At 72.9% G+C, this 12,938-nt stretch carries 11 protein-coding genes; 7 read left to right on the top strand and 4 right to left on the bottom strand.

Annotated features, from left to right (window positions below):
• Positions 1–301: 301 nt before the first annotated feature.
• Positions 302–901, top strand: coding sequence for a hypothetical protein (locus tag WME83_RS30475; RefSeq protein WP_437313217.1), 600 nt, complete (start codon positions 302–304; stop codon positions 899–901).
• 350 nt (positions 902–1,251) lie between these two features.
• Positions 1,252–2,922, top strand: a complete 1,671-nt coding sequence (locus WME83_RS30470) for a hypothetical protein (RefSeq protein WP_437313216.1) — start codon at positions 1,252–1,254, stop codon at positions 2,920–2,922.
• Between the two features lie 92 nt (positions 2,923–3,014).
• Here WME83_RS30470 and WME83_RS30465 read toward each other — a convergent pair whose 3' ends face one another.
• Both WME83_RS30465 and WME83_RS30460 read right to left on the bottom strand, forming a co-directional pair.
• Complete coding sequence (locus tag WME83_RS30465) at positions 3,015–4,175, bottom strand: STAS domain-containing protein (protein WP_437313215.1); 1,161 nt, start codon at positions 4,173–4,175, stop codon at positions 3,015–3,017.
• Positions 4,176–4,396: 221 nt separating this feature from the next.
• Positions 4,397–5,194 carry a hypothetical protein gene (locus WME83_RS30460; protein ID WP_437313214.1) on the bottom strand — a complete coding sequence of 266 codons (798 nt, stop codon included), beginning with the start codon at positions 5,192–5,194 and terminating at the stop codon, positions 4,397–4,399.
• 217 nt (positions 5,195–5,411) lie between these two features.
• Here WME83_RS30460 and WME83_RS30455 point away from each other — a divergent pair, with 217 nt between their 5' ends.
• On the top strand, positions 5,412–6,632 hold the full coding sequence (locus WME83_RS30455) for an acyl-CoA dehydrogenase family protein (RefSeq protein WP_437313213.1): 1,221 nt from the start codon (positions 5,412–5,414) through the stop codon (positions 6,630–6,632).
• A gap of 62 nt (positions 6,633–6,694) precedes the next feature.
• Here the strand turns inward: WME83_RS30455 and WME83_RS30450 are convergent, their stop codons facing one another.
• Positions 6,695–8,194, bottom strand: coding sequence for a monooxygenase (locus WME83_RS30450; RefSeq protein WP_437322066.1), 1,500 nt, complete (start codon positions 8,192–8,194; stop codon positions 6,695–6,697).
• Positions 8,195–8,332: 138 nt separating this feature from the next.
• Here WME83_RS30450 and WME83_RS30445 point away from each other — a divergent pair, with 138 nt between their 5' ends.
• A complete protein-coding gene (locus tag WME83_RS30445) occupies positions 8,333–9,037 on the top strand; it encodes a TetR/AcrR family transcriptional regulator C-terminal domain-containing protein (protein ID WP_437313212.1) in 705 nt (234 codons plus the stop codon).
• A gap of 21 nt (positions 9,038–9,058) precedes the next feature.
• Here the strand turns inward: WME83_RS30445 and WME83_RS30440 are convergent, their stop codons facing one another.
• Positions 9,059–9,793, bottom strand: coding sequence for a transcriptional regulator (locus WME83_RS30440; protein ID WP_437313211.1), 735 nt, complete (start codon positions 9,791–9,793; stop codon positions 9,059–9,061).
• 605 nt (positions 9,794–10,398) lie between these two features.
• On the opposite strand from WME83_RS30440, the gene WME83_RS30435 reads away from it, so the two are divergent.
• From WME83_RS30435 to WME83_RS30425, 3 genes are read left to right on the top strand one after another with little or no spacing between them, the layout of a single operon-like run.
• Positions 10,399–10,857 (top strand): hypothetical protein, encoded by a 459-nt coding sequence (locus WME83_RS30435; protein WP_061627361.1) that lies wholly within the window; start codon positions 10,399–10,401, stop codon positions 10,855–10,857.
• Positions 10,857–11,576, top strand: coding sequence for a hypothetical protein (locus WME83_RS30430; RefSeq protein ID WP_437313210.1), 720 nt, complete (start codon positions 10,857–10,859; stop codon positions 11,574–11,576). Before WME83_RS30435 ends, WME83_RS30430 begins: the two co-directional genes overlap by 1 nt.
• Positions 11,573–12,910 carry an SLC13 family permease gene (locus tag WME83_RS30425; protein ID WP_437313209.1) on the top strand — a complete coding sequence of 446 codons (1,338 nt, stop codon included), beginning with the start codon at positions 11,573–11,575 and terminating at the stop codon, positions 12,908–12,910. The genes WME83_RS30430 and WME83_RS30425 overlap by 4 nt, the downstream gene beginning before the upstream one ends.
• Positions 12,911–12,938 lie beyond the last annotated feature (28 nt).

Raw genomic sequence — 12,938 nt, 5'->3', positions numbered from 1 at the left:
GCCGCACGAAATCGACGGCGGCGCGCGGCTCCGAGGCGAGCCGCCCGGGAGCGGGGCTGACCATCGCGCCGGGCCGGCGCCGCGCGTCGCCGCGGCGAACCGTGCGGCGACGCGCGGCGCCGCGGCGCGTGATGAGGTGTATTTCCTGCTTTGGCTTTGAGGGCGGATTCGGCGTCCTTTATACCGAGCTCCCCGGCTGGCGCTGAGAGGCGTGCCGCGCGCGGCGCATGAGCGAGCGTCGACCACAGCGCCGGCCAGAGCGCCAACAGGAGCGCCAGCGACACCTCCAGGAGATCAGCTCATGCAATCGCGGTCGGTTCTGCTCAGCGTCATCATGTGTGCTTCCGTCTTCACGCCCAGCTGTTACCTCGCGGACGAGGGCGCCTCCGAGGAGGTCGGCGAGGTCGCGTCGCCGCAGCTGCAGCCGGAGCGCTGGTCCTGGCGGCTCTTCAAGCTGTCGCTCGGCGGGGTCCCGTTTGCGAGGGCGCTGGCCATCGGCGGCGCGAACATGGGCAATTACACGGCGGACACGGAATACTGGTACGTGGATCCGGCGGCCCTCTCGGGGCTCGGAACCAAGAGCATCGTCTTCACCCACAGCGCCGGCGACAGCGCGCCGCCCTCGCAGCGCGGCCCGCAGAGCTTCGAGCTGCCCAGGGAGGTGCCCTGGGAGGCCTTCCAGACGGACCCGGTGAGCGGCGGAGCCCTCTACAGAAAGGACAACGTTTACCTCCGGATCACCAAGAACCAGAGCGGCATCACCCGGCTCACGTGGTACCAGGTCCTCGCCGACGGCGTCCCGACGAACATCGTGCCTGCCGGGACGTTCGTGCCGGTGCGCGGGCCGGTGAGCGTGCCGAGCGGGCACGTGGGCTATCACATCGACCAGCTGGTCGAGTAGCGCGGCCGCGCGTCCCTGGCGCGGGGACCGGCGCGCCGCGCTCCGGCCAGCCCTCGAGGCCGCGCGCGTACGGTCGGGCCGCCGCGGGCGACCGGCAGCTCATGACTCGCGCGCTCGGGGGACCTCGCGCGCTCGGGCCCAACCGCGCAGCGGCGTACGTCTTGCGACATTCCCCGACACGGAGCGGCTCTCCCCGGTCGTGAAGCGGCTCGCTCGCGCGGCACGCGTCCACGAGATGCGCGGCACGCGGCGCGAGACGCGGGGCACGAGCCGCCAGACGGCCGTGCGCCGTCGTCGCGCGGCCGCCGAACGCGCTTTTCGTGCGCGAGCGTCTCTGATACGAAGTCATCATGAGATACTTGCGACAACTCTTCGTCTGTTCGGTTCTTTCGGCGCTCACGATCCCGGTCGGCTGCGGACCGGAGGCGCCGGACGGCGCTGAGCAGGTTTCCGACGTCGGGTCGATCAGCCTCGCCCTCGTCGGGACCAGCGCCACGGGCGCGACCTATCGCCTATCCCAGGCGTGGTTCAACCTTTACGGTCCGACGCACCGGCTCGTCCATGGAGACGGCGACACGGCGGTGCTCACGGAGGTGCTGCCGGTCGGCCACTACGACGTGTACCTCGAGCCCGGCTGGATCCTCGAGCGGTGGACCGGCGGCGGCTACCAGCAGGTCGAGGCGGCGCTGACGTCGCCGAACCCGACGCCGGTCTATATCTACGAAGGTGCGGCGTCGACGGTCGTGTTTCAGTTCCGGTCGGACGGCGATGTCATCTCCGTCGGCCAGGGGACGCTCGACATCGCCATCGGGGTCGACGACACGCCGGCGCTCAGCGAGGACACCGACGTGGCGTGCAGCAACGGCTACGACGACGACGGGGACGGGTACACCGACTGCAACGATTGGGACTGCCAGTGGCAGCCCTTCTGCGGGTCAGGGCGCGAGGACACCGACGTGGCGTGCAGCAACAACTACGACGACGACGGGGACGGGTACATCGACTGCGGCGATTGGGACTGCCAGTGGCAGCCCTACTGCGCGCAATGGCGCGAGGACAACGACGCGGCGTGCAGCAACGGCTACGACGACGACGGGGACGGGTACACGGACTGCAGCGATTGGGACTGCCAGTGGCTGCCCGTCTGCGTGCCCTATCCCGAGAACACCGACGTGGCGTGCAGCAACGGCTACGACGACGACGGGGACGGGTACGCGGACTGCAGCGATCCGGAGTGCCAGTGGCAGCCCTACTGCCAGCCGGTGCGCGAGGACAACGACGCGGCGTGCAGCAACGGCTACGACGACGACGGGGACGGGTACGCGGACTGCAGCGATCCGGAGTGCCAGGGGCAGCCCGTCTGCACGGTGTGGGGCGAGAGCACCGACGCGGCGTGCAGCAACGGCTACGACGACGACGGGGACGGGCTCGCGGATTGCAGCGATCCGGACTGCCAGTGGCTGCCCTTCTGCGCGACGCCGGCCATCCTCATCGAGACCTTCGATGATGGAGACTTCTTCGGCGGCGCGCCGTACGCCGGCATCTCGCCGCCGTTCACCGGGCCGTGGGTGCCGATCAACGACCCGACCATCCCGTACCTCGATCTGGTCCCGTCGGCAGGGCCCGGCACCGGGACGGCGCTCGGCGTTTACTCTCCGGCGATCCCCACCGAGTGGGGCGCCGGCGTCATGCTCGACTTCGACCCGTGGTCGGTCAGCGTGGCGAGCTTCCAGGGCATCCGCTTCAAGATGCGCTCCCTGTCCTACCCGATCCGCTTCGAGGTCAGCTCGGTCCTCACCGTGCCCGAGGGCGGATACTGCTCGAATTGCCTCGACTACCATGGAACCGAGCTCTGGTCCGGATCCGATTGGATCACCGTGGAAGTGCGCTGGTCGGAGCTGCTGCAGCGGGGGTGGGGCACGCCGGCGGCGCTCGACCCGTGGAACGTCATGGCCCTGATCTGGCGCACGCCCGCGGGGCAGGCGGCGTCCCTCGAGCTCGACGACATCGAGCTGTTCTGAGCCCAGGCGCCCGGCCGTCCGCGGCGCCGGGCGTTCGCGCGGCGCCAGGGCTGGTGTCGCTCCCTATGTGGCGCCGCGGGGCGGCGCGCCGGTCACGGGCTCGATCGCGGCGCCGCCGAGCGCCGGCTCAGCCGCTGCATGCAGTGCGTGAGGCCGGCCCGCAGGTTGGCCTTGGTCACGATGGCGCTGAGGTCGAGCCCCAGCGCCACCATCGTCTGCGCCACGTTCGGCCGAATGCCGCAGATGATCCCCTCGGCGCCGAGCAGCTGGATGGCCCGCACGAGCTTGATCAGGTGATCGGCCACCTTCGTGTCCACGACCTGCACGCCGGTGAGATCCAGGACCGCGAAGCGCGCCGAGCGATTCGAGATCGCCTCGAGCAGGCTCTCCATCGCCTCGGCCGTCCTCGCGCTGTCGACGACGCCGATCATGGGCAACGCCAGCACGCCGTCCCAGACCTCGATGATCGGCGCGGCGAGCTCCCGGATGACCCGCTGCTGCGCCTCGATCACGTCGAGCTTCGTCTGGAGGGCCTCGTGCGCGCGCTGGCCCTCCGTCACGTCGAGCGAGAACCCGACGACGGAGCGGACGTGCCCCGCGGCCTCGGAGAGCGGGACCATCCAGCTCTCCCAGACGCAGCCGTGGACCTCCGACAGCCCGTGCACCGCCTCGCCGGCCAGCGCGCGCTCGATGCCGCCCGCCATGGCGCCGTAAAGCTCGAAGATGTTCTGTCCAACGAGCTGTCCAGGCCGATGACCGGCGGCCGCGAGCCCCTTGCCATCGTGGTAGGTGTACGTGCCATCGGCGTCGATGGCCCACACCGCTATCGGGAGGGCGTTGATGAGCGCGCCGAGGATCCGGTCCCGCTCCCTCAGCCGGGCCAGCTCGCCCTGGGCGCCGTCGCCGGGGGGCGCGTCGCGGAACGAGCCGTAGACCAGCCCGTCCGTGCGCGCGCCGCGCACGACGCACGAGAGCGGCCTATAGCGCTGCTCCGCGCTCAGGATCCGGCCGTGGAGCTCCACGGGGGCTGTGCCCCCGCGGACCTGCTCCCAGCGCGTCGTGAGCGTGCAGCGGTCCTCCGGGTGGAAGAGGTCAGTCAATGTGGTCCCTCGTGCGAGCGCAGGTCCCACGGCCTGGCCCAGCGCGTCGCTCCATCGCAACAGCGCGCCGTCGCCCCTCGCGACGAACAGCATCTCCGTAGAGTGGGCGATGAAATCGTCCAGCGAACCAAGCGATCCATTCGCTTCGGTCATCGTGCTCCCCTCCGCAACCGGACAGGCGAATCGCGGTTGCGGATCCAACGTTACATCGATGACCGCACGTCGATAGTAGGGGGCAATCCGGAACGCGCGCAAGGGCCTCGCCTTAACCCGACCTCTCGACTCCACGACAGGGACGCGGCGCCGCTGCCGCCGCCGGCGAGCGCCGGTCGCCGTACGACCGGTACATACCGGTTCGTCCGCGTCGGAGCCGCTCAGTCGCCGGCGGTCTGGGTGGGAATGCCGAGCAGGTAGATCTTCTTCATCCTGCCGCCGATCACCCCTTTTTCCCACCGGTACCCTTCATCCCCGAGCCCTCGCAAGAGCTCGTCCAGGTCGTCGAGCGTGTAGGTCCTCGCGTTCGAGACCGCCCCGTCCCAGGCGAAGCACAGCGGGATGATCGGGAGGAGGTAGGTGAAGACGAGCTGCCGCGCCGTCACGGGCCTCGCCAGGGGCGTCATGAGGAGGCACATCAGGAAGTTGGCCGGCAGGGCGGTCCACCAGAGGAACGCCGGATAGCTGTTGTCGCTGATCTCGAAGATGCAGATAGGCTGTCTGCTCCTCTGGGCCGTCTCCAGGATCTTCCTCGCGCTCTCCGGCCTCATGTGGTGGAAGCTGCTGATCATGGTCCTGAGCCCCGCCGTCTCGCGGCCCGCCTCGGTGGCGTCCAGCGGCGTCGTCCGGTACGACACGTTGGTCCCTCCCCGGGCGTTGATGCGCGCCGCCGCCTCCGTGTTGGGATAGAGATCGGTGAGCGTCAGCGTGACGCCCTCGAACCCCGGCTTCTGGTTCAGGCGCTCCAGGACGTCGAGCATCGGGCCCCCGCTCCCGGAGCAGAGGTCGACGATGCTCGTGGAGCGCGACTCACGGAGCGCCCGGGCGATCAGCTCGGCGAGCTCGTCGCTCGAGCCGAGCGCCTTGTGCACCGTCACGATCATGCGTGTCATGCAGGACCTCAGCCACCCGGGAAACCAGCTGAAGTCTTCGAGCTCGAACAGATGTATGCGCTTCATTCGCTCCTTGGGGGCGCGCGCCGCTTGCGGGTCGCCCGTGCGCCTGGAGTCTACTCAACGTCGCGCCAGGTGGTAGAGCGACGGCGCGAGCGCGCGTGGGTCGACGGGGGGAAAGGGGCGCAAAGCAAGGACGAGCGCAGCCCTTCGGGCGTTGCTCGAGCGAGCCCTTGACAGGGGCACAGGTGTTTGAAATGGATGGTTTTCGAGGGTAAAACTCATGAGGATCGAAGCGAGCGAGACGACGCCGGCGGCCGTGCATCCAGCGGCGATGACCCACGAGGAGGCGGTCGAGCGGGCGCGCTGTATGGCGGAGGACGTCCGGGCCCGGGCCGCCGAGGCCGAGGCCCTGCGACGCATGCCGGAGGCGACGATCCGTGGGTTCATCGACGCCGGTCTCGTGCGGCTCTTGACGCCGCGCGCGTTCGGCGGGCACGAGCTCTCCCTCGACGCGTTCGCGGACGCCACGATCGAGATCGCCAGAGCCGACGGCTCGTCGGGGTGGTGCTTCTCGTTCCTCAACATCCACTCGTGGCTGCTGGCGACGTTCCCCGTGGAGGCGCAGCGGGACGTGTGGCTCGAGAACCCGGACGCGGCGCTCGCCAACGTGAATGTCCCGGCGGGGCAGGTCGCGCGGGTGGAGGGCGGTTACCGCCTCTCGGGCGACTGGCCGTGGGCGAGCGGCATCCATCATTGCGACTGGGCGATGCTGGCCGGGGTGGTCCCGCCGGAGCCAGGCGCCGAGGCCGGCCCGCCGGACGTGCGCCTGTTCCTCGTCCCGAGAGAGGACTGGGAGATCCGGGACACATGGCGCGTCGCCGGGCAGCGCGGGACGGGCAGCCATAACGTCGTCGTCAAGGACAAGGTCGTGCCCCAGCACCGGACCGCGCGGATGGCGGCGCTGAGCGTCGGGCAATCGCCCGGCGCCGCCGTTCACGCGAACCCCCTCTACCGGCTGCCGGTGATCACCGCGCTCGCGTCGTCGCTGGTGGCGTCGATCCTCGGCACGTCCCAGGGCGCTTACCGGCGGTGGTGCGCGGCGACCCGGGATCGCTGCACCATGTACAGCCGCGAGCAGGTGGCGTCGCTGTCCCATCAGCAGATCCGGCTCGCCGAGATCGCGGCCGAGATCGACGCGGCCGAGCTCCTCTTCCGGCGGGCGCTCGAGACCGTCCGTCCCGGCGGGCCCCTCTCGACGGAGCAGCGCGTGCGCACCCGCAGGGACTACGCCTACAGCGCGGTGCTGTGCGTGCGCGCCGTGGAGAAGATCTTCAACGCGAGCGGCGGCGGCGCCCATTACGAGTCGAGCCCGCTCCAGCGCGACTGGCGCGATGTGCACACCATGGCGGCGCACGCGGGGCTCAACTTCGACGCGGCGGCGGAGAACTTCGGGCGCATGACGCTCGGGCTGCCGCTGAATCCGAAGGACCCTCTGGCGTAGCGCCGCGGCCTCGCCGGGCTCCGCGGGACTGCCGTCCTCGGAGCCGGAGACGCGCCGCGGCGTCAGGGCGCTCCCGCAGGGCCGCACCAGCGGGCGAGCGCGCGCCGGAGGTCGTCGAGGCGCGTCGCGCGCCCCGACCCGTCGCTCGCCCAGGCGATGTGCCCGTCCGGCCGCACCAGGAGGGCGTCGACGCCGGCGAGGTCGCCGGGCGGATCGACGATCGCCGCCTGGACGACCTCGACGCGATCGCGGTAGGCCCCGCCCGCGGCCCGGAGATCGGCGTCGCCGGCGAGGTCGAGCAGCGCGAACCGGCCCGCGTGGAGCAGCTCGTGGAGGCGCGCCGGGCCGCGCCCGGTCTCGAGGGCGCGGTCGGGCGCCCGCCTGCCGACCGAGGCGTGCGCCGGCGCGCCCTCGGCGGGGGGGTACGCGACGTCGAGCGCGCTGATCTGCCCGGCGAGGCGCCGGTTCACGGCGTCGATCGCGAGCAGGTCGCTCAGGAGCTCGCGGAGGGCCAGGCCGGGCTCCGACAGATCCATGAGCTGGGTTTGCGCCTCCGTGTTGCGCGACAGCGCCCGGCCGACGGGGTGGCGCTCGTCATGGTAGCTGTCGAGCAGGTGGGGCGGCGCCCAGCCCTGGACCGCGGCGGCGAGCTTCCAGCCGAGGTTCATCGCGTCCTGCAGACCGACGTTGAGCCCCTGGCCGCCCATCGGAAAATGGATGTGCGCGGCGTCGCCCGCGAGGAACGCGCGCCCGACGCGGTACCGCTCGGCCAGCCGCGTCGCGTTGCCGAACCGCGACAGCCAGCGCGCGCCGCGCATGCCGAAGTCCGTCCCGAGGATCCGCCGCACCGAGCCCCGCAGCTCGTCCAGGGTCACCGGCTCGGACCGATCGGCGTGGGCCCGCAGCGGATCGTGCACGACGAAGCGGTGGAGCCCGTCGCCGAGCGGCACCAGGAGCACGGCGCCGCGCGGGCCCGCGAGGGAGACGGGCCGGGCGGGGCGCTCCGCGAGCTCGACGTCGCCGAGGAACGCCGTCCGCGTCGTGTCGCTGCCCGGGAAGCCGACGCCGAGCGAGCGCCGCACCACGCTCCCGGCCCCGTCGCAGCCCGCGACGTAGCCGGCGCGCGCGCCGTAGCGCCCCTCGGGGCCCGCGACCTGCAGCGAGACGCCCCCCTCGTCCTGCGAGACATCGACGACCGCGTGGCCGCGCAGGACCTCGACCCCGAGCTCGTGGGCCCGCTCCTCCAGGAGCTCCTCCGTCTGGACCTGCGGCAGGAACAGCGTGTACGGGTGCCGCGTGTCGAGGCGCGAGAGATCGAGCCGCGGCTCGAGCACCGCGAAGTGCGCCGCCGGCACCGGGGCGCCGCGGCGCAGGAAGCGGTCCACGAGCCCGCGCTGGTCGAGGATCTCCAGCGTCCTCGGGTGCAGCGTGAGCGCGCGCGACTCCTGCATCCGCGCGGGCCGCTGCTCCAGCACCCGCACCCGGACCCGCGCGAGCGCGAGCTCGCAGGCCAGCATCAGGCCGACCGGACCTCCCCCCACGACGACCACCTCGGCATCCATCGCCATCGAAGCCTCCATGTCCAACAACGACTTGAACGTTGTTAGAGTGACTCGAACGATGTTAGAGTCAAGGCGCTGGCCCGATTTCCGGGCGCGAGGAGCCGGGGAAGCCGGGGAAGGGGAGAGCGAGGCGCGGACATGGGGCTGACACGCGAGCAGGTGGTTTCGACGGCGCTGCGGCTGCTCGGCGAGGTCGGGCTCGACGCGCTGACGATGCGCCGGCTCGGCCAGGAGCTGAACGTGCAGGCGGCGACGCTGTACTGGCACGTCAAGAACAAGCAGGAGCTGCTCGACGCGATGGCGGAGGCGATGCTGGAGGGCTGCGTGGCCCGCGCGCCGGAGGGGGCGACGTGGCGGGAGCGGGCGGCCGAGATGGCCGAGCGGCTCCGCCGGGCGCTCCTCGCGCACCGGGACGGGGCGCGGGTGTTCGCGGGGACCTACGTCACGCAGGAGAACACGCTGCGGTTCTCGGACCTGCTGCTCGGCGCGCTGGGCGACGCCGGGCTGTCGCCGCGCGCCGCCGCGTGGGGGGCGTGGACGCTGGTCTATTACACGATCGGCTTCACGCTCGAAGAGCAGGCGATGACCCCGGCCGGCGGGGCGGGCGGCGGCAAGGCCGACCCGGCGCACCTCCGGGAGGCGATGGCGCGCGGGGCGTATCCGCACCTCGCGGCGGCGTTCCCGCACATGGCCGACGCCGATCTCGACGCGCGGTTCCGCTACGGCGCGCGGCTCATCCTCGAGGGCCTCGCGGCGGCGCCGGGCGGCGCGCCGCCGAGCCCGGCGCCCGAGGCCCCGCCGCGCCCGCGCGCGGGGCGGCGGCCGCTCCGCCGGAGCCGCTGACGGCGGAGCCCTCCCCACGGATCACGGGGCTGCGCAGGTCCTCCGGAGGGCGCGCGCCTTGTCGATGCACGCCGTGAGGGCGTCTTCTGCGGGCTCGTCCGGGCACGAGACCTCGAAATCGCGGATCGCGTCGCGGAGCCCGCGCAGGCGCGGGCCGCCGGCGCCGAGGTCGAGCTTGCCCTTGCGCCCGTCGTCGTCGTCGTCGTCGCCTCCGACGAGCAGCAGCGTGCCGACCACCGCGCCCACGACGACGACGCCGGTGAGGACGCCCGCCACGATGACGCCGGTCTTGCCCTCGACGTCCGGGGGCTCGGCGTCCGGGACCGACGGCGTGCCCGCCGGGATCTTCGGCGCCTCGAGGCCCGCGGCCAGCACCGTGGTGGTGATGCCGCCCGCGAGCCCGAGGCCGCCGATGACGAGGCTCGACACGGTGAGCGCGCTCGGCCCGGCGCTGGCGCTCGCGTTCACGTCCACGCTGGCGGAGAGGCGCGCCTGCGCCGCGTTGCACACGGCGTAGGCGTCGAGGCGGTGGATCTCGAGCGACGCGCGCGGCGCCGTCTCCGGCGGCAGCTTCGCCGCGAGGATGATGTCGTCCGCCGAGCGCCGGAGCGTCAGCGTCGCGGGTCCGGCGTCGGGCGCGGCCGCGGCGTCGGGGGCGGCCGCGGGTCGCGTGGAGGCCTTGCCGCACCCGGCCAGTCCACATGCGATGAGCAGGAGCGTCGTGCAGGAGAGGACATGATCGCGTCGCAGGGTCATACTGCCACGCTACGCTGAATTGCCGCGGTTTCGTCGAGTGAAATCGGCCTCGCCGCAGATCGGATATCGGCCGACGAGCGGGCTCTGCGTGGGACAAAGCCGCGGTGTGTACGGCGCGTGGAGGAGCTCAAGGCGCGATGTAGGTCGGCCCTGCCGCGGTGTTGCGCGGTCGGCGACGTCGGCCCCGGGCCGCTCGGCCGCGACCTTGGCGACGCCGTTCGTCGCGCCGGTTGTACGCGGGATCGTTCGTTGACTGCCGGCCTCCGGACGCCGTCCCGATCTCTGGATACCGGGGTGGCGCGCGCCCGGAAGACGCGTTGTGTACACCACCGATGTACGCATGACCCCGCGCGATCCTGCCGCGTGAAGAGAGCCTCCGACGAGCGGCGCGCAGCGGCCGGATCCACCTCGCAGCGCGCCGGACGGCGATCTCGCGGCGCCGTCGCGAGCCACGGTGGTCGAGCCCGCGCGGCCTCGCGCGCGAGGCGCGCTCGATCAAGCCTGGATCCGGGCCGTTCCGAGCAGCTACGCTGAGATGCCCCATGCCTCCGCCCCGACCGCCTCGCGACCATGGCCCGCGCCACGCTCCGTTGCCCTCGTCCGCGGTGTCCGCGCTCATCCGCCCCGGCAGGCTCGACGCGCTCCTCGCCCCCTGGATGCCCGACGCGGAGGAGCGCGACTTCGTGGTCCGGTGCATCGTGGGAGAGGGCCCCATCCATCACCGCGGCGCGAGCTACACGCTGCTCTGCCTGCTCGGCCTCCTGCTCGAGGAGCTCGGCCCGGACGAGGGCGGCGCGCCGCGCGGCGAGGCGCTGCCCGTCCCGATCCGCCTGCCGCCGCACCTCGCGCGCGGCAGCGAGCACGACTACCCGCTGGCCATCCCGCTCGCGCCGCTGGCGCGCCTCGCCCCGAAGGGCTCGCCGGAGCTCGCCGCGCTCGTCGACTGCCTCACCGACGGCCCGCCGCACCACGCGCTCGCCAACGCCGCCATGATCTGCCTGCTCGACGCCCTCTTCGCGCGCGCTGGGCGCGCCCGCGTCGGGGCCGGGGTGGAGCCGGCCTGATGGCGCTGCCGCCGGCGCTCGGGCAGGCGTTCCGGATGGTGGCCGCCGAGCTGGGCATGCGCTCGGCGGCGCGGCTGTTCCTGCGCGAGCTGATGGCGGCCGGCGGCGCACCGCTCGTCGGCGAGGCCCGCGACCAGCTCGGGCGCGAGTTCCCCGTCCTCGACTTCATCGCCGAGCAGTGGCTCTCCGGCGGCGCCGAGGCGCCGCTCGACCCCGCGGGCGTCCTCGACGCGCTCCGCGGCGTGACCCGGCTGCTGGTCGTGGGGCTCGAGGCCGACTGCCTCGACGCGCTCGTGCCGCGGCTCTCCGGCGTCGACGCGGGCCTCGTCACCGACGGGGGCGGGCTCGACCCCGACTTCCGGCGGGTGCTCGCGAACTACGACGGGCTCATGACGCCGGTGGAGCTGTCCGAGCTCCACCGCTGGGCCGGGCGGAGGAGCGCGCTGCTCACCTTCGTCTACGGCACCGACGGGCACGCGGCGCACGTGAGCCCCTCGTGGCTGCGCGTCTCGGGCCCCGACGTGCGGACCCAGTTCCGCTCGCTGATCGGCTGGGACATCCTCGGGCGGCCCATGACGGTGTACCCGCGCTGGATGGTGGAGACGAGCCCGGCCGATTTCTCGTGCCTCGTGCGGCCGGCGCCGCCCGGGCACGAGGCCGCCGCGGCCGTCACGTCGCCTCGCCCGCGCGCGCCCACGCCCGCGCGCGAGGCGACGTGACGGCGCCCCAGGCCGCGCTCCTCGTCGTCCTGCTCGGCGCGCTCCTGCTCCAGGCGCTCCTGCCGTCGCGCCGCGTGCTCATCGTGACGGGCGGCGCGGCCCTCGCCTCCCTCGCGTCGACGCTGCTCGGGGTCGCGACCACGCAGCGCCTGCTCGCCGAGGTGCCGTGGGACGTGCTCGTCATCCTCGTGACGCTGGGGCTCCTGTCCCAGCTGCTCGCCGCCTCGCGGCTCTTCGACCGCCTCGCCGTCGCGGCGACGCGGCTGAGCGGCGCCGAGCCCTTCCGCGTCGTCCTGGTGTTCTCGATCGCGATGTACCTCGTGAGCGGCGTCGTCAACAACCTCACGGCGCTCGTGCTCGTCCTGCCCGTGCTGCACGTGCTGCTCAAGCTCATGGGCACGCGGCAGCGGTACGTCTCCTGGCTGCTCGGCCTCCTGCTCGTCGCCTGCAACCTCGGCGGGGCCGCCACGCCGATCGGCGACTTCCCGGCCATCCTGCTGCTCGGCCGGGGCAGCATGACGTTCGGGGCCTACCTCTCGCGCGCCGCCCCGGCGACGCTCTTCGCGCTCGCCGTCCTGCTCCTCGTCGTGGGCGTCGTGGTGCGCCCGGCCGCTGGCGTGCCGCGCGATCCGGTCTCGGCGCGGCTCACGCGCGCGGCGATGGAGGCGCTGCACCGGCGGGTGCGCGCCGATCGGCGCCTCCTCGTGCCGGCGGCGGCGTCGCTCTCCGCGATGGTGGTCGCGTGGCTGTTCCTGCCCGCGGAGCTCGGCGTCGGCCCGGAGCTCGTGTGCTGGCTCGGCACCGGCGCGGCGCTGCTCATGGCGCGCAGGCTCGGCGAGCGGCTCGCGAGGACCGGGCTCGACATCGAGGCGGTGCTCTTCCTCCTCTCGCTCTTCGTGATGGTGGCGGCGGTGCGGCGCACCGGCCTGTTCGAGGAGGTCTCGCGCTCGCTGGAGCGGCTGCCGGTCGCGCCGTCGCTCCAGCTCGTCGCGTTCCTCGTCCTCGCCGGCGCGCTGACCGGGCTGTTCTCGGCGGGCCCCAGCATGGCGGCGCTGCTCGACGTGGCCGAGTCGCTCGCCGAGCGGCTGCCCGGGCCCGCCGTCTATGTCGGCCTCGCCCTGTCGGTCTGCGCGGGCAGCTCGCTCTTCTTGACCGCCGCGACGTCGGGCCCGCTCGCGCAGGCGCTCACGGAGCGGGCCGACCTGCGCGACCTCGACGGCAAGCCCATCCGGTTCGGCTTCTTCGACTTCCTGCCGGCCGGCCTCCTGAGCTTCGCGGTCATCCAGGCCGTGGCGATCGCGTACGCGCTCCTCGCCGTCTGGACGGGGCGATGAGCCGACCCCGCGCTGGCGCCGGGCGGCG

The sequence above is a fragment of the Sorangium sp. So ce385 genome, from assembly GCF_051474135.1.
In the GTDB taxonomy this organism is placed as follows: domain Bacteria; phylum Myxococcota_A; class Polyangia; order Polyangiales; family Polyangiaceae; genus Sorangium; species Sorangium cellulosum_D.
This window is presented reverse-complemented; position numbering and strand designations above follow the sequence as displayed.